We start from the raw sequence: 15,652 nt of genomic DNA on the forward strand, positions 1-15,652 counted from the left end.
TCGGACCCTGTGTGGACCCGGCCGCCATCGAAGCGATTATTTCTTTTTCAACAGCGACTTGAAGCCCGCCATGACCGATTTTTTGGCTTTTTCGGTTTCGGGTGCGGCTTCGGCAGCTTCTGCTGCGCTGCCCGCAATCATGTCGGCCAGATTGACGATGCCGGTCGACAATTTGCTGCCGCGCACGGCGTCGACCACCGGCTGACCCACCTTGGCGGCTTGCGCCGTTGCCTTGGGATCGGCGGGCAAAACCAGATCGATCTTGCGTTCAATCGTGCTTTCAAAGTCTTTCCGGCTGATTTCGAGCGCAGCCGCCTGAACCTTGTTTGCAACCACTAGCGTTTTGCAATGCGGCGCATTCTGCTTCAGCCATGCCAGTACGCGGATCGTGTCGCGTGCCGATGCCAGTGTCAGCTCGGTCGTAACGACCGCCATGTTCACGTCCTGCATCAGGTGCGGGTAGGCGATCAGCATGCTTCGCGGCATATCGATGACGGTGTTTTCAAAAGCGGCGCGGAATTCTTCCTGCAGCTGGTAAAACGCACTGCCGTCGGTCAGGACCGGACTGCTCATCGGGGCTTCGGCCGACAGGATCGACAATTTGTCGTTCGCCTTGATCATCGCGCGCTCGATAAAGAGCCCGTCGATACGGCTGGGATTGTCGATGGCGTCCGTCAGGCCGCGGCCCGGTTCGAGGTCCATCGCCAGCGCGCCGGTGCCGAAATGCACATCGAGATCGAGAAATCCGGTGGGATGTCCCTGGGTCTGCGAAAATGTCCATGCCAGCGACGACGCAATGGTCGACGCGCCGCAACCACCACGCGTGCCGATGACGGCGGTCGAGATGTGCGGACGATCGGCTGAATGTTCCTCATGCTTCGGCGCGTTCAGGATCGTCTGGGCGTTCGCAAAGGCGTCGCGCAAGGCGTCGGGGCTAAGCGGCTTCAGAAGATAATCCTGCAATCCGGACATAAGAAGGTCGCGGTAGAGGCGAACGTCGTTCACCTGACCTACAGCGATCACGATGGTGCCCGGTTCGCACACTTCGGCCAGGCTGTTGATGTCCGAAATCGGATCGCCCGATTCCGACAGGTCGACGAGAAGGATTTGCGGGCTTGCCGATACCGAAAGCGACTGGATGGCGTTACGCAGACCGCCTTTATAGGCCTTGTCCTGGCTCCACCCCATTTCCTCGCATACGCCCCGGATGACGTCGAGCGTCAGGTCGTCGCAGACATAGGCGTTAATCGGGTCACGTGTGCCGGCAACGCCGGATTTCCATGGAGCGTTCATTAGTTGCCTCCGGTTTTCGCGCGGTAGGTATCGACCGCTTTTTTGCCGCTATTTGAATCAAGCCGCTTGTTTTCCTGACCGCGAACCAGATCTTCGGGATCGGCGATCATGGCGGCGAGGTTGCTGTTAACAGCACAGCCGTGATTGCTGTGGTTGCTGGCATTGTAGTTACGGTCGTGATCCGTGGTCCAGTCGGGGCATGAAGGCACCGATGCCTTGGAACGGGTGACAACCACACGAACCATGCCCGGCGCAACCTGGCCGGCGGTTACAGGTGCAAGACCATCCAGCAGAACGCCACGCTCTGCAGCTACCTTCGACACGGCGTTGGTGGTCGCCTTGTCGGCATAGGACGAACCGAAATCGACCGAAACGCGGTCACCATAGCCAAGACGCAAGGCATCGAACCATTCGCCCAGACGCTGCTGCTCAACGGTCGAAATGCCGCTGCCGTCGCTGTTAAGGTCGATGGCAAAGTTCGTCCGTTCGACAACCGGCTGGTGAACCGAATACATCGACGTGTTTGTTGATCCCATTGAACCCGCAGCACAGCCGGCCAGTGTCATGCTGGCGGCCAGGGCGGTCAGGATTTTCGAATTACGCATGTTAAGTCTCCTGAACTGGGATCAATTGTCGAAGCTGAAGCCCGGGCCCGCATTGGATGCCTGAGCGGTTGCTTTCTTGCTGTCTTTCGGAAGAACCGGAGCAGCCTCGCTTACCGATCCCATTTCAGGACCGGTGGCAGGAGCCGGAGCGATTGTCGGCATCGGGCGGTTCTGGTCGCCTTTCTTGTCCAACACCTTGCCCATGATGACCCGTTCCGCATCGTTGATCGAATGCATGCCATCGGTGGGCAATTTGATTTCGCTGTCGGAGACCGGTTTCACCAGATAGGGGGTGATCACGATCATCAGTTCGGTTTCGTTCCGGCGCCAGCCGTTGGATTTGAACAAGGCTCCCAAAACAGGGATGTCACCAACGCCGGGCGTTTTGTCGACCGAATTGCTGAGCTGGTTGCTCAGCAAGCCTGCGATCATCATGCTCTGGCCCGAACCCAGTTCGACGGTCGTTTCGGCCATACGTGTTGTCGTTGCCGGAACTTCCAGACCACCGACGCGAACTGCGCCCTGCGACGAGATGTCCGATACTTCGGAACGGACACGCAACGAAATGCGGCCGTCTGCCAGCACGATCGGTGTGTAGGTCAGATTGACACCATAGGTCTCATACTGAACGGAAACGCCGTTATCGGACGATGTCACGATAGGGAAACGTCCCCCTGCCAGAAACTCGGCAGTTTCACCGGACACGGTCGTCAAATTCGGATTGGCAAGGGTCGAGACCAACCCGGCACGTTCCGACAGGTCGAACGCTGCCTCGACATCCACGCCGAACAGTTTTCCAAGGCCGGCAACAGTGGTCAATCCTTGCGGGAAGGTCACTGTGGTGCCTGTTGTAAAGTCACGTCCACGGCCAACGCCGAAGAAATAAGGCTGGCCGGCGCTATCCGTTCCGCGGTTGGCGCCCTGCAAATTGCCTGAAATTTCTTTCGACAGCGAGCGGCTGACTTCGGCAACGCGGACCTGCAGGTTGATCTGCAGAGGCGTCGCTGTCTTGATGCGGTTCACAACCTTTGCCTGCCCGCCGCTAAATGCGGTGACAAGATCGGCGGCATCGGATGCTTCTTCCGGCTGCTTGACCGTACCGGTCAGCATGATGATGCCGTTCATGGTCGTAACCTTGATGTCGGCATCCGGCATCGCCAGGGCCAGCATCTGGTCAATCGAGTCCAGATTGGTGCCGACCCGAACCGTTGCGGAATATACCGTGCGGCCGGCTGCGTCGGTTGCGACAATGCTCGTTTCGCCAGGGCCCTTACCAAGGATGTAGATCTGGCGGCCCGACTTGACTTCGACATCGGCAACCTGCGGGTTTGCGACAACCACGTCTGTGATGGTGCTGCCCAGATTAACCTGCTGTCCGCGACCGATTGAAAGGGTCACAAGCTTGGCGTCTTTTGCCGATTGCGCATTGGCGACCGTCGGGATGGCAACAAGTGCTGTCGTTCCCAAGGCTGCGGCCAGCGCAGCGGCTGCAAAGCCGGATTTGAGTTTTGATATCGTTTTCATCTTACTGTCTCCGGCTTACGTCAACGACGGTTTCGGCACCTGCGCGTGACACGCGCACGGTTTGCGAGCTGACGACTTTCTGGACTTGTCTTTGGATGCGAACATTTTCAGCAGCGATCGCGAGCGGCGTTTGGGCAGGGATGCTGCTCCGCTGGAACCGCGATACGTCGCCACCTGTGGTGTAGGTGCTCTTGCCTGCAACCGGACGCTGTGCCAGCTTCTTCATGATGGCAGCTTCCTGCTCGGCCGTTGCGCCTTCTGGAATGTTGACTTCGCCCGAAGCCAGAGCCTGCTCGAGTTCGGCTGCATTGTCTGCAAGCGAGCGGAGCGACAGGCTGATCGTACCGATTGACTGGGCAACCGTGATGCGTTCCGCAATCGACGGAGTCGCTTCCAGCGTAACCAGCTTATATTTGCGCACGACCGTCTTGCCTTCGGCGTCCACGGCATTTGTAGACCGCTGGTCGGTGGCAAGAACGCGCATGTTGCGCAGGATGGTTTCGGATACCTTCAGCGGCGGGCCACCGGGGCCTGCGATATTCTGCGTGAGCACAAGGTCAACGCGGTCGCCAGGGAACACGAAGCCTGCAACACCGGTCAGGGCCGATACAGGAACGGTCACGGCGCGCATGCCAGGGCCAAGCGCCGCAGCGAGGAACCCGCGATCGCCCGGTTTTACCAACGAACCCTTTGTGATGGGCTGGCCAGCTGTGATGGCATTACGTACGACGGTACCAACCAGCTCTTCCGGGGTCACACTGGGCGATGCCGTTGCACCATCGGGACCGGCGGTGCCGCCAGGGCCTTCGATGAAATAGGCGTCTTCGACCAGTTCTTTCGGCCATGGCTGATAGCGGAAGCTATCGGCGGTGATGATTGTGCCGACCGGCAATGCCCTGGTTGCGACCATGACCTTGGGTCCGGTCTCGACCGGTTTGGCTGCTGCCGCTTGCGGTGCGGCTGCTCCGGTGAACATGCTGCGCGCCATGAAGGCGGTAATGGCTGCTATGAAAAGCGCGGCCACCAGCAATATGACTTTTTTCCTATCCATGACGAACTGTCCCCTGAAAGGTCCCCTGATTGAAGAATGCTATTTCACGTAAAATGGTTAAAAATCCGTTCACCGGCTATCCATAAGCCGGCAAGGGCGATTGCGACCCCATAGGGGATGCGTGCCTTGCCATCTTGTTGTTTTGCCTTGTGAATCATCACAAAAACAATGGTTACCAAGGCTCCCAGTATGGAAGCGTAGAGAACCATCCGGACCACATCGATCCAGTGCCACCACAGCGCCAAAGCCGCGAAAAGCTTGACATCTCCGCCTCCCATCGCCCCAAAACGGAAGGCAATCAGGAAGAAGATGAAAACAATCGTGGCAGTGAGGAGGTGGAGGCCAATTTCCGGCAGGTTGAAACCGCCTGTTGCAGCCCAATAAGCAGGTGCCGCCAAGGCGATAAGCAATGTTACCCTGTTGAAAATTAAGCGATATCGTACGTCGGTATAGATGGAGTAAATCAGCGCAATTGCCAATCCCCCAACTAGTGCGTAAGTGAGTGCTTCACCGTTCATTTGCCAAGCATTAACCATCAAAGCTTGCTAAAAGGTAACCATGCACGCCCAGAAAATTCACATAGACCGACGCGCAATCCCGTCGGATGCTACCGAAAGCCTCTGGACCGCCGAAGATGGCTGGTCGATCCGCCGGATAGACTGGGCAGGGGGACAGGAACCGCGTGGATCAATGCTGTTCCTGCCCGGGCGCGGGGACCATTATGAGAAATATCTCGAGACGCTTGCCTATTTTGCCGCCCGTGGCTGGCGGGTAACATCGATCGATTGGCGCGGCCAGGGTGCCTCCGGGCGGCTGCTTGCCGATCCCGAGGTCGGTCATATCGATGATTTTTCGACGTGGATTGCCGACCTGCGCTATTTTTGGACACGCTGGAAAGCCGAAACACCCGGGCCCCATGTGGTGCTGGCGCACAGCATGGGAGGGCATCTGGCGATGCGTGCGCTGGTTGAAAAGGCCATGGATCCGGATGCCGTGGCGATGAGCGCGCCGATGCTCGGCATACAGACAGGTGGATTGCCGCTTGCCCTCAATCACGCCTTTGCCAAGTTAATGTGCAATATCGGCAGATCCGAACTGCCTGCATGGAAAGTCAGCGAAAAGCCGCTGTCGCCCATGCATGATCGCGGCAAAATCCTGACAGGAGACAGGGATCGCTACGAAGATGAACTGGCATGGTGGGCTTTGCGACCCGAGGTCAAGCTGGGTCCGCCGAGCTGGCACTGGATCGAGCGGGCGATCGATTCAATCCGGATGCTCGACCGCCCGGGCTTGCTTGAACAAGTCCAGACGCCGGTTCTGTTGCTTGCGACAACGGCGGATCAACTGGTCAATACGCCCCGGATTATCAAGGACAGCAAGCGGTTGCCGCATGCCGAAACGCTGATATTCGGGAAAGAGGCCGCGCATGAACTGCTGCGCGAGGTGGACGCGGTCCGTGACCAGTGTCTAGCGCGTATTGATGCCTTTCTGGATACCCACGCACCGGCAAAATGAGCGATTTCGATATTGCCATTATCGGCGCAGGCATAGCTGGCGCCAGTCTTGCTGCCGAGATTTCGGCGCACAAGTCGGTTTTGCTTCTCGAGGCAGAGGCCCATCCGGGATATCACTCGACGGGTCGCTCCGCCGCCTTTTGGGATGAAAGCTATGGCGGACCTGCTGTCCAGCCGTTGACCACGGCATCCGGACCATTTCTCGCAAATCCCCCAATCGACTTCCATGATGGCCCGTTGATGAATCCGCGCGGCGCGCTCCATATCGGTACCGACGCCGACCATATACGGGCAGACGCCCTGCTGGCGGATTTTGCCGATAGCGGTGTCCGGTTCGAGCGGCTGGATCGCGGGGGTATCGAAACCCATGTGCCGGGGTTGCTGCCTGCCTGGACGTCAGGTCTGTGGGAGCCGGATTGCTGCGATATTGATGTTGGCGCCTTGCATGGGGCATATCTGCGGCAGGCAAGGCGGCAGAATGTTGTCCTGCATTGCAACGCACGGTTGCAGTCGGCGCAATGGAATGCGGGACATTGGGTTCTGGCGGCGATGGGCGGGACCTTTACGGCGGACATCATCGTCAATGCGGCCGGTGCATGGGCCGACGATGTGGCCCGGCTTGCCCACATCAGGCCGCTTGCGATCCAGCCCTACCGCCGGACGATTGCCCAGCTTTCGGTCAGCCCGTCGGCACCGGCCAATCTGCCGCTGGTCATCGGTTTGGATGGTAGCTTCTATTTCAAACCGGACAGTGGCGGGACATTGTGGCTCAGCCCGCATGACGAAACGCCGACACCGCCGTGCGACACGGCACCGGAGGAACTGGATGTCGCCGTGGCCATCGCCCGGTTGCAGGAGGTGGTGGACTGGGACATTCGCCGTGTCGAACATAAATGGGCAGGCTTGCGTAGCTTTGCCCCTGACCGAAAGCCGGTTATCGGTCCCGATCCTGCAAATCCGTCATTCTTCTGGCTGGCAGGGCAGGGCGGTTTTGGCATCCAGACGGCACCTGCTGCCGCCCGGCTGGCAGCTTCCATGCTGTCCGGCAGGATTGATCCGCCGGCGGGTGTCGACGGCACCGCCTATCTTCCTGCCCGTTTACACTGATTTACTTGGCAACCGATGGGCGCGGGCTAAGGTTGGCGCCGCCCGGATTCGACGGCCTTTGGCCCTTATGCTAAATTCGTCCCCGGGTAAGTGACCCGCATGGCCTCAACGGCCCGGTAAGAGGAGGATTTCATGGCACATTATTTCGAGATCAAGAAGAACAAGAAGGGCGAGCATGTCGCCTATTTCAAATATAACAGCGAAGCTATTTTCTGGACCGAAGGCTATGCGAGCAAAGCCAGCGCCAAAAAGGCGATCGAATCGATCCTGAAAAACGGTCCGGGCGCCGAAATACGCGAAGCCGAATAAGGTTCAGGACGCGCGGGCGGCGTCGGCGGCATCACTTGCAAGCCGGTCCGCGCGTTCATTTTCGGGATGGCCATCATGGCCCTTGACCCAAACCCATTCAACCTTGTGCCGCGCGACCGCCTCGATCAAGTCATGCCATAGGTCGGCATTGCGAACCGGCTGTTTGGATGCGTTTTTCCAGCCATTGCGCTGCCACCCGTGCACCCACTTGGTAATCCCGTCGAGGACATATTTGCTGTCGGTATGCAGTTTAACGCTGCACGGTTCGATCAGGATTTTGAGCGCCTGAATGGCCGCCCACATTTCCATCCGGTTGTTGGTCGTGTCGGGATCGCTGCCCGAAATTTCCTTTTCGTGCTTGCCATAACGGATCACGGCACCCCAGCCGCCCGGCCCGGGATTCCCCTTGCACGCACCGTCGGTGAATATTTCAACCTGCTTCAAATGCGTTTCCCAACTGCCCCATCAGTTCAGAAATATTGGCATCATCGCAGTAAAAATCCAGTCTTCGCAAAAATGCGAGAGGGTCTTTCCGGGTGACCAGCGCATTGGCGGGCGTGTTTATCCAGTCGTAACAGCGCGTTAGTAAAAAGCGCAGGCAGGCACCCCGGCAAAAGATCGGCAGTGCCGCACGCGTGGGGGCATCAATACCGTGCGCCGAATCATATCCGCCAAGAAGATTTCTGCTCAGTTCGGGATGAAAACGGCTTCCGTCGCTGGCGAAGCACCATGCGCTGTGGGTGACGGCCAGATCATATCCCAAGGCGTCGGTGCAGGCGAAATAGAAGTCGATCAGTCCGGTGACCCGGTCTCCCAACATCAGGACATTGTCCGGGAACAGATCGGCGTGAATCGCGCGCAGCGGCAGGTTTTCGGGCCAGTGCCTTTCCAGATAGTCACATTCGGCCTCGATCCGCGCGGCCAGACCGTCTTTTATTCCATCCAGACCGGCGTTTGTGCACTGGCCTGCCAGCTTGCGCCAGGAGGATAGTCCAAGGCTGTTGGGGCGCTGAAGGGCGAAATCGGTGAGCGCGGCATGCATCTGCCCCAGTGCCACACCGGTGGCCCTTGCCTGTGCCGATGTGGGCTGCGTCACCGATACGCCTTGCAGAAATTCGATCAGGCAAGCCGGTCGTCCGGCCAGATTCTGCAGCCATTCACCCTTTTTATCAGGTATGAAGCGCGGCACCTTGCACCCCGCCTCGTGCAGATGCTTCAGCAACGCGTAGAAAAAGGGGAGGTCGGCCGGATCCACCCGGTTTTCATAGAGCGTCAGGATGAAACGGCTTTTCGTGGTCTCGACGAAATAGTTGCTGTTCTCGACGCCCTCCGCAATGCCCTTCAGCGCGACGAGTTCGCCGGCATCATAGTGCGCAAGAAAGGTTGAAACCTGTTCGGGGCCTAATTGCGTGTAAACGGCCAATTCAGGCCACCGCGCCGGCCACTTCGCGCGGCAGCTTGAAGATGATGCTTTCTTCGGCGGTCGTCACCTGCTGTTCGTCGAGTTCGAAATGGTTGGCAAGGGAGTCGATGATCTCCCGAACCAGCAGTTCCGGTGCCGATGCACCTGCTGTCAAACCGAGGGTTTCCACACCGTCGAACCAGTTCATGCTGATATCATTGGCGCGCTGGACCAGATGCGCTTTCGACCCCGCGCGCTCGGCGACTTCCACCAGGCGGAGGGAGTTGGAACTGTTCGGCGCGCCGATGACGATGACAAGGTCGCACTGGCCGGCAATGGCCTTGACCGCATTTTGCCGGTTGGACGTGGCGTAGCAGATATCCTCGCCTTTGGGGCCGATAATCGAGGGGAAACGCCGCTGCAGAGCTTCGACAATTTCCGCAGTGTCGTCGACCGACAAGGTTGTCTGCGTCAGGAAAGACAGATTGTCTTCATTCGCGATGGCGAGGTTCGCGACGTCTTCCACCGTTTCGACAAGCGACATGGAACCCGCAGGCACCTGGCCGAACGTGCCGATCACCTCGGGATGGCCGGCATGGCCGATGAAGATGATGTGGCGTCCGGCCTCCACCTGGCGTTCGGCCTGGCGGTGGACTTTGGATACGAGCGGGCAGGTTGCATCAAGATAGGCAAGCCCGCGTTCCTGCGCATTTTGAGGGACCGATTTCGGCACGCCATGGGCGGAAAAAACGACATGACCGCCGTCGGGCACCTGATCAAGCTCGTCCACAAAGACAGCGCCCTTGGCCTTCAGACTGTCGACGACAAAGCGATTGTGCACAATCTCATGGCGCACATAAACCGGAGCGCCATGCTTTTCCAACGCGAGCTCCACAATTTTGATGGCGCGGTCGACCCCTGCGCAAAAACCGCGCGGAGCGGCGAGGAGGAGCTTCAACGGGCGTTTGGCGGGGTTTTGTTCAGTCATCGGCAATGTCCTTTAGGTAAAGTCGACGCTTCCGCCAAGACCTTTCCCCTGTTGCGTGTCCCGCTATGGGCGGATAAGGACCTTTCAGAAACGCGCTTAGGCGAAACCAAATAAGAATCCTGAGGATAACCCTGTATGAAATTTGTCGCCAAAGTCCTAGTTGCGGGCACGATCGTGGCATCCCTTGCCGGATGTTCCAGAGACGGGGAGTTGGATCTGACCTCCGGCGTCGGAATCAGTGTCACGCGAACAGGCTGTCCGACAGTGGCCGTTCCGGATGGAACGGGCGACATCACGCTGTTCAACACGGCGGGAAGCCAGGATGCCAACGCGATCGACGTTGTCGCGACGATCACAAATGTCCGTCCCACCTGCAACAGCGGTGGCGAGAAAATCTATTCGCAGGCCAGTTTCGACGTCCAGGCCCGACGAAATGATGTCCGTGGCGCGCGAACGGTAACACTTCCCTATTTCACAACCGTGGTACAGGGCGGCAGCGCCGTTATCGCCAAGCGCGTAGGGCAGGTGACGCTGCAATTTGCCGATGGCCAGCCCAAGGCAAGTGCGACCGCGCAGGCGGCAAGCTATGTCGACGGAAACTCCGCACGCTTACCGGCCGAAATCGTCCAGAAAATCACGAAAAAGCGCAAGCCGGGCGACCCTGACGCCGCGCTCGATCCCATGGCTGATCCCGAGGTTCGGGCCGCTGTGGTTCGGTCCAGCTTTGAAATGCTGATTGGTTTCCAACTGACCGAAGAGCAACTGCGCTACAACGTCACGCGCTGACAGGCGCTCCGTCAAAGGCACAGCTTATGACCCTTTTTGAAACTTTCGCCGCGCATGTTGACCATGCGCTCGACGCGCTGGTGGCAGCGGGAACCTTGCCCGCCGGTCTGGATCGCAGCAATGTGACGGTGGAGCCGCCACGCGATGCCGCGCATGGCGATCTGTCGACCAATGCCGCCATGGTCCTTGCCAAAGCAGCCGGCACAAATCCGCGGGCCCTTGCCGAGGCGCTGTCGGCGGAACTCGCCAAAATCGACAATGTGACAGCCGTCGAAATCGCCGGCCCCGGCTTCCTGAATCTCCGGTTGCATGCAACGGCATGGCTGGACGAGCTGCGCGCCATTGGCCAGTCGGGCGACGATTATGGCCGTTCGGCAAGCGGCGCGGGCAAGGTCGTCAATATCGAATATGTCTCCGCCAATCCCACAGGCCCCATGCATATGGGCCATTGCCGTGGTGCGGTCGTGGGTGACGCCTTGGCGTCACTGCTGGAATTTTCGGGATATAAGGTTATCCGCGAATATTATATCAATGACGCGGGCGGACAGGTCGATACGCTCGCCCGGTCCGCGCATCTGCGCTACCGCGAAGCGCTGGGCGAAAGCATCGAAATTCCCGAAGGTCTATATCCCGGAGACTATCTGATCCCCGTGGGCCAGCGGCTCGCCGAACATTATGGCGACCGCTATGTCGCCGCGCCGGAAAGCGAATGGCTCGTTCTGTTCCGTAAGGCCGCCGTTGCCGACATGATGGAGATGATCAAGGCCGATCTGGCATTGCTCGGCATTCATCATGACCTGTTCTCGTCCGAAGCCGAACTGCACGAGGCTGGCAAAGCCGAGGCAGCCGAGGCCGAATTGCGCGCGCGCGGGTTGATCTATGACGGCGAACTCGAAAAGCCCAAGGGCAAGGAAATCGAGGATTGGGAGCCTGTAACGCTGCCGCTTTTCCGGTCGACGCAATTTGGCGATGACCAGGATCGGCCGATCAAGAAATCCAATGGAAGCTGGACCTATTTCGGTGCCGACCTCGCCTACCATTATCAAAAGAGCCAGAATGTCGATGCCATGGTCGATATCTGGGGCGCCGATCATGCAGGTACGGTCAAACGCATCAAGGCTGCCGTCAACGCCCTGACCGGTGGAAAGGTCCAGTTCGACATTAAGCTGGTTCAGATGGTCCGCTTGCTGCGTGGCGGTGAACCCATCAAAATGTCCAAACGCTCCGGCAGTTTCGTGACGCTGGCCGACATGATCGAGGAAGTCGGCAAGGATGTGGTGCGCTTCACGATGCTGACCCGCAAGTCCGATGCGCAAATGGATTTCGACTTTGCCAAGGTGGTCGAGGCGTCGAAAGACAATCCCGTATTCTACGTCCAATATGCCCATGCCCGCATCCAGTCGACCTTGCGCAAGGCCGAAGGGGAGGGACTGGGTCTCGACGCGACACAGCTCAGCCTGCTGGGCGATGCGGAAATCGCCCTGATCCGCGAAGCGGCCAATTTCCCGCGGATTGTGGAGTCCGCAGGTAAGGCGAGCGAGCCACATCGCATCGCCTTTTACCTCAGCGATCTTGCGGCGGCATTCCATGCCTATTGGAATCTGGGCAATGACCAGCCTGACAAACGCTTCATATTGGCACATAATCCGGCCCTGACGGGCGCAAGGCTTTTCTTGGCGGCCAATATCGGGCAAGTTATCCGCAATGGGCTTCGTCTCATGGGGGTAGAAGCCGCAAATAGCATGTAGCGTTAGTGGATTTTGGGGATTTGGCATGAGCGATGAGACCAACGACAATCGGAATGATGAGGCGCTAGGGTTGGAAGACCCCGATCGTTTGCCGTGGTTGGAAACGGCAGATGGCTACGACTATGAAGAAGGGGCTTCGCCCCTGAAAGTCGCCGGAATGGTGCTGGGCGGGCTGATATTGCTGGCCGCGATTGTCGGCGGCATCTACTGGGCCCAGCACAAGCAGGACGGTGGAAAAACCGGAAATGGCGAACTGATCGCCGCACAGGAAGGCGATTATAAGGTCAAGCCGGAAGATGCCGGTGGCAAGACCTTTGAAGGGGAGGGTGACTCGGCCTTCGCCGCAAGCGAAGGGACCAAGACCGGTGCCACCATTGCGCCAGCCGCAAAGCCTGCCGTAGCAACCGCCACTCCGCCTGCACCTGCGGCTGCACCCGCCGCGACCAAGGCTGCACCCAATGCCGCGCCGCCAGCAGGCGCAGTAATGGTGCAACTCGGTGCATTCGGGGATTCGGCAAAGGCAGAAGCCGCCTGGGCAGCATTTGGCAAACGTTTCGGTTTCCTCGCCGGTACAAACCGCCGGATAGCCGAAGCCAATGTTGAAGGTGGCCGTAAAGTATTCCGTTTGCAGGCGGTCACCGCCAATGCCGCCGCTGCGCAGCAACTCTGCGCCAAATTGAAGGCGGCCGGTGAAAACTGCCTGATCGTGCGTTAAGCCGATAAACTTCTCTGGAGGGGGAGAAGCCGCAGCGGAGATATCCGCTGCGGCTTTTATTTTTGCGATAGGTCGCCGGTTATGCACAGTTTTGCAGGCGATAAAAATCGTTCGCAGCTTGCGCCAGCGACATATGGGCCTTAGCGTTCCGGCGCATGAAGCCTGTGATTTTTGGCCTGTCCGGCCTGACACTCACCGATGATGAAAAGCGCCTGTTCCGCGATGTTGAACCGGCGGGCTACATTTTGTTCAAACGCAATATTGAAGATCGGCAGCAGGTCCGCGCCTTGACCGACAGCCTGCGCGCTTTGCATGGTCACGATAAAGTCCCGATCCTAATTGACCAGGAAGGTGGCCGGGTTGCCCGGATCCGTCCGCCCGTCTGGCCCGATTTTCCGGCAGGCGGCGCCTTTGATGCACTGTACGACGTCGCGCCGATAACGGCGATCGAGGCTGCCAAAAGCAATGCGGAGGCCATTGCGCTGACATTAGCGGAAGTCGGCATCAATGTGGATTGTTTGCCGGTTCTCGATGTCCGGGTGCCCGACACCCATTCCGCCATTGGCGACCGGGCGTTGGGCAGCGATCCCATGCGTGTCGCGGCACTGGGACGCGCGATTTTGGACGGCCTTGCCGCGGGCGGTGTCATCGGCGTCGTAAAGCATATGCCCGGGCAGGGGAGATCCGTGGTCGATACGCACCACGACCTGCCGCATGTTGGCGCCAGCGAAGAGGAACTGGAGCAGGATCTGGAGCCGTTCCGGGCCTTGAACACAGCGCCGATGGGCATGACGGGGCATGTTGTCTACGATGTCTGGGATTCCGAACATACGGCCACCATGTCGCCTTATGTTATCGAGCACATCATTCGCGGCAAAATCGGGTTTGACGGTTTGTTGATGAGCGACGATCTCGATATGAATGCGCTGACGGGCGATGTTCCGACCCGCGCCGCGCAATGTGTCGCCGCCGGACTTGACCTTGCGCTCAACTGCTGGGGGCGCTTTGACGAAATGGTGGCAATCGCCGACAAATTGCCCGAAATCACAGATGCCGCACGGGCGCGTCTGGATAGCGCAATGACAGGCGCATCGCTGGACTTTGATGCCGACCGCCTCGCGCATCTCTTGCACAAACGCAGCCAGTTGCTGGCGCTGACGAATACCGAAGCCAAACTGACCCATGGCGCGACGGGCGCGGCATGAGCGACGAAAACCTTTTTGAAGAGGATGTGGTCCTTCGCGAAGAGGATGAAAATTCAGCCGATGTGCTGACCATCGATATTGACGGGTGGGAAGGTCCGCTCGACTTGTTGCTGACGCTGGCGCGCAACCAGAAAGTTGATTTGCGGGCAATCTCCATTCTCGCTCTGGTCGAACAATATCTTCTGTTCATTGAACAGGCACGATCGCTGAAACTGGAACTGGCTGCTGACTATCTCGTCATGGCCGCCTGGCTTGCCTATCTGAAATCGGCCCTGCTGCTGCCGAAAGACCCGACCATTGACCCGTCGCCGGAAGAACTGGCGCTCCGTCTGCAGCTCCGACTGGAGAGGCTGAATGCCATGCGGGAAAGCGGGGCGCGGCTGATGGCGCGTGACCGCATCGGGCGCGATGTCTTTCTGCGCGGCGCACCCGAAGGCCTGCGCGTGGTGAAAGCGCGTGCGTGGGATTGCGACTATTTCGAACTGATTACGGCCTATGGGCAGATCAAGGCCCGCACGCAGCCGGTGTTGCACGTCGTCAAAAAACGCGCGGTCATGACATTGGAGGAGGCTCTGGAACGGGTTTCCGCAATGATCGGCCGGGCCGTCGACTGGACCACGATTGAATCATTCCTGCCCGACTATATGGAACCGGGTTTGCGGAAATCCGCTTTGGCGTCCAGCTTTGTTGCGGCGCTGGAACTGGCGAAACGAGGGCGGATCGACTTGCAGCAGGAAAGCACATTTGCCCCCCTGATGGTCAGGATGAAAGCATGATGATCGAGCATGATCCCGAACTCCGGGCTGTCGAAGCCACGCTCTTTGCGGCGGAACAGCCCATGACGACCGACCAGATCCGCGCCTATGTGGGCGATGAAGTCGACGTTGCCTCTGCGCTGTCGCGGCTGGCCGAACATTATGAAGGCCGGGGGATCGAGCTGGTCCGGCGCGGAAGCAGCTGGCATTTCCAGACGGCGGCCGATCTGGCCCATCTGTTGCGCCGTGAACGGGAGGAAACACGAAAGCTGAGCCGTGCGGCAGTGGAAACGCTGGCGATCATTGCCTATCATGAACCGGTCAGCCGCGCGGAGATTGAGGCAATTCGCGGCGTACAAATTTCCAAAGGCACTTTGGACGTGCTCATGGAAGCAGGGTGGGTCCGGCCCGCAGGCCGGCGCGAAGTGCCGGGCAGGCCGCTGATATACGCCACGACGCCCGGTTTTCTCACGCATTTCGGATTAACATCCCGAAAAGATTTGCCCGGTATTGACGATTTGAAGGCAGCAGGATTGCTTGACCCGATCGATATGGCGCTGGGCGATATGCAATTCGGCGAAGAAAGCGACGGCGAACTGGAAATTGGCGAAGACAATGACTAGATGCTATAGGGGTAATGAACGGCAACC

Annotated in this window: 17 protein-coding genes; 9 read left to right on the forward strand and 8 right to left on the reverse strand. The window is 58.8% G+C overall.

Annotation, left to right across the window (positions count from 1 at the left end):
* Positions 1-36 precede the first annotated feature (36 nt).
* Genes FOM92_RS01920 through FOM92_RS01940 form a run of 5 tightly spaced genes read right to left on the reverse strand, consistent with a single transcriptional unit; the run spans position 37 to position 5,009 of the window.
* The gene (locus FOM92_RS01920) at positions 37-1,293 is read right to left on the reverse strand and encodes a CpaE/TadZ family protein (protein WP_143775086.1); all 1,257 of its coding nucleotides are present in this window, start codon (positions 1,291-1,293) and stop codon (positions 37-39) included.
* The gene (locus FOM92_RS01925) at positions 1,293-1,898 is read right to left on the reverse strand and encodes a CpaD family pilus assembly protein (RefSeq protein ID WP_143775087.1); all 606 of its coding nucleotides are present in this window, start codon (positions 1,896-1,898) and stop codon (positions 1,293-1,295) included. The genes FOM92_RS01920 and FOM92_RS01925 overlap by 1 nt, the downstream gene beginning before the upstream one ends.
* 21 nt (positions 1,899-1,919) lie before the next feature.
* A complete protein-coding gene (locus tag FOM92_RS01930) occupies positions 1,920-3,422 on the reverse strand; it encodes a type II and III secretion system protein family protein (RefSeq protein WP_143775088.1) in 1,503 nt (500 codons plus the stop codon).
* Position 3,423: 1 nt separating this feature from the next.
* Entirely contained in the window at positions 3,424-4,473 is a 1,050-nt protein-coding gene (cpaB, locus tag FOM92_RS01935) for a Flp pilus assembly protein CpaB (RefSeq protein WP_143775089.1), read from the reverse strand.
* Positions 4,474-4,517: 44 nt separating this feature from the next.
* A complete protein-coding gene (locus tag FOM92_RS01940; RefSeq protein ID WP_143775090.1) occupies positions 4,518-5,009 on the reverse strand; it encodes an A24 family peptidase in 492 nt (163 codons plus the stop codon).
* A 22-nt stretch (positions 5,010-5,031) separates the two neighbouring features.
* Here FOM92_RS01940 and FOM92_RS01945 point away from each other — a divergent pair, with 22 nt between their 5' ends.
* The 3 genes from FOM92_RS01945 (at position 5,032) to FOM92_RS01955 (ending at position 7,403) form a co-directional block, all read left to right on the forward strand.
* On the forward strand, positions 5,032-5,988 hold the full coding sequence (locus FOM92_RS01945; protein WP_143775091.1) for an alpha/beta fold hydrolase: 957 nt from the start codon (positions 5,032-5,034) through the stop codon (positions 5,986-5,988).
* Positions 5,985-7,094, forward strand: coding sequence for an NAD(P)/FAD-dependent oxidoreductase (locus tag FOM92_RS01950; protein WP_143775092.1), 1,110 nt, complete (start codon positions 5,985-5,987; stop codon positions 7,092-7,094). Before FOM92_RS01945 ends, FOM92_RS01950 begins: the two co-directional genes overlap by 4 nt.
* A gap of 132 nt (positions 7,095-7,226) precedes the next feature.
* Positions 7,227-7,403, forward strand: a complete 177-nt coding sequence (locus FOM92_RS01955) for a YegP family protein (protein WP_143775093.1) — start codon at positions 7,227-7,229, stop codon at positions 7,401-7,403.
* Positions 7,404-7,406: 3 nt separating this feature from the next.
* Here FOM92_RS01955 and rnhA read toward each other — a convergent pair whose 3' ends face one another.
* Genes rnhA through ispH form a run of 3 tightly spaced genes read right to left on the reverse strand, consistent with a single transcriptional unit; the run spans position 7,407 to position 9,793 of the window.
* Entirely contained in the window at positions 7,407-7,847 is a 441-nt protein-coding gene (rnhA, locus tag FOM92_RS01960) for a ribonuclease HI (RefSeq protein WP_143775094.1), read from the reverse strand.
* Positions 7,834-8,826: a homoserine kinase gene (gene thrB, locus FOM92_RS01965; protein WP_143775095.1), complete on the reverse strand. Its 993-nt coding sequence runs from the start codon at positions 8,824-8,826 to the stop codon at positions 7,834-7,836. Before thrB ends, rnhA begins: the two co-directional genes overlap by 14 nt.
* Position 8,827: 1 nt before the next feature.
* A complete protein-coding gene (gene ispH, locus FOM92_RS01970) occupies positions 8,828-9,793 on the reverse strand; it encodes a 4-hydroxy-3-methylbut-2-enyl diphosphate reductase (protein WP_143775096.1) in 966 nt (321 codons plus the stop codon).
* Positions 9,794-9,928: 135 nt separating this feature from the next.
* Between ispH and FOM92_RS01975 the strand changes: the two genes are divergently transcribed.
* The 6 genes from FOM92_RS01975 (at position 9,929) to scpB (ending at position 15,625) form a co-directional block, all read left to right on the forward strand.
* Positions 9,929-10,579 (forward strand): hypothetical protein, encoded by a 651-nt coding sequence (locus tag FOM92_RS01975; protein ID WP_143775097.1) that lies wholly within the window; start codon positions 9,929-9,931, stop codon positions 10,577-10,579.
* Between the two features lie 26 nt (positions 10,580-10,605).
* Complete coding sequence (argS, locus tag FOM92_RS01980) at positions 10,606-12,327, forward strand: arginine--tRNA ligase (RefSeq protein WP_143775098.1); 1,722 nt, start codon at positions 10,606-10,608, stop codon at positions 12,325-12,327.
* A gap of 25 nt (positions 12,328-12,352) precedes the next feature.
* A complete protein-coding gene (locus FOM92_RS01985) occupies positions 12,353-13,042 on the forward strand; it encodes an SPOR domain-containing protein (protein ID WP_143775099.1) in 690 nt (229 codons plus the stop codon).
* A 155-nt stretch (positions 13,043-13,197) separates the two neighbouring features.
* Positions 13,198-14,247: a beta-N-acetylhexosaminidase gene (gene nagZ, locus FOM92_RS01990; protein ID WP_143775100.1), complete on the forward strand. Its 1,050-nt coding sequence runs from the start codon at positions 13,198-13,200 to the stop codon at positions 14,245-14,247.
* A complete protein-coding gene (locus tag FOM92_RS01995; RefSeq protein ID WP_143775101.1) occupies positions 14,244-15,023 on the forward strand; it encodes a segregation and condensation protein A in 780 nt (259 codons plus the stop codon). The genes nagZ and FOM92_RS01995 overlap by 4 nt, the downstream gene beginning before the upstream one ends.
* Complete coding sequence (gene scpB / locus FOM92_RS02000) at positions 15,020-15,625, forward strand: SMC-Scp complex subunit ScpB (protein ID WP_143775102.1); 606 nt, start codon at positions 15,020-15,022, stop codon at positions 15,623-15,625. The genes FOM92_RS01995 and scpB overlap by 4 nt, the downstream gene beginning before the upstream one ends.
* The last annotated feature ends 27 nt before the right edge of the window (positions 15,626-15,652 follow it).

This window comes from Sphingorhabdus contaminans, assembly GCF_007280415.1.
GTDB classification, from domain to species: domain Bacteria; phylum Pseudomonadota; class Alphaproteobacteria; order Sphingomonadales; family Sphingomonadaceae; genus Sphingorhabdus_B; species Sphingorhabdus_B contaminans.

Bases quoted from the DNA above. Each gene is read 5' to 3' on its own strand.
- FOM92_RS01995 (WP_143775101.1), top strand. From the start codon at position 14,244: ATGAGCGACGAAAACCTTTTTGAAGAGGATGTGGTCCTTCGCGAAGAG.
- FOM92_RS01945 (WP_143775091.1), top strand. From the start codon at position 5,032: ATGCACGCCCAGAAAATTCACATAGACCGACGCGCAATCCCGTCGGAT.
- cpaB (WP_143775089.1), bottom strand. From the start codon at position 4,473: ATGGATAGGAAAAAAGTCATATTGCTGGTGGCCGCGCTTTTCATAGCA.
- FOM92_RS01975 (WP_143775097.1), top strand. From the start codon at position 9,929: ATGAAATTTGTCGCCAAAGTCCTAGTTGCGGGCACGATCGTGGCATCC.
- ispH (WP_143775096.1), bottom strand. From the start codon at position 9,793: ATGACTGAACAAAACCCCGCCAAACGCCCGTTGAAGCTCCTCCTCGCC.
- scpB (WP_143775102.1), top strand. From the start codon at position 15,020: ATGATGATCGAGCATGATCCCGAACTCCGGGCTGTCGAAGCCACGCTC.
- argS (WP_143775098.1), top strand. From the start codon at position 10,606: ATGACCCTTTTTGAAACTTTCGCCGCGCATGTTGACCATGCGCTCGAC.
- FOM92_RS01925 (WP_143775087.1), bottom strand. From the start codon at position 1,898: ATGCGTAATTCGAAAATCCTGACCGCCCTGGCCGCCAGCATGACACTG.
- FOM92_RS01950 (WP_143775092.1), top strand. From the start codon at position 5,985: ATGAGCGATTTCGATATTGCCATTATCGGCGCAGGCATAGCTGGCGCC.
- FOM92_RS01940 (WP_143775090.1), bottom strand. From the start codon at position 5,009: ATGGTTAATGCTTGGCAAATGAACGGTGAAGCACTCACTTACGCACTA.
- nagZ (WP_143775100.1), top strand. From the start codon at position 13,198: ATGAAGCCTGTGATTTTTGGCCTGTCCGGCCTGACACTCACCGATGAT.
- FOM92_RS01930 (WP_143775088.1), bottom strand. From the start codon at position 3,422: ATGAAAACGATATCAAAACTCAAATCCGGCTTTGCAGCCGCTGCGCTG.
- FOM92_RS01955 (WP_143775093.1), top strand. From the start codon at position 7,227: ATGGCACATTATTTCGAGATCAAGAAGAACAAGAAGGGCGAGCATGTC.
- FOM92_RS01985 (WP_143775099.1), top strand. From the start codon at position 12,353: ATGAGCGATGAGACCAACGACAATCGGAATGATGAGGCGCTAGGGTTG.
- FOM92_RS01920 (WP_143775086.1), bottom strand. From the start codon at position 1,293: ATGAACGCTCCATGGAAATCCGGCGTTGCCGGCACACGTGACCCGATT.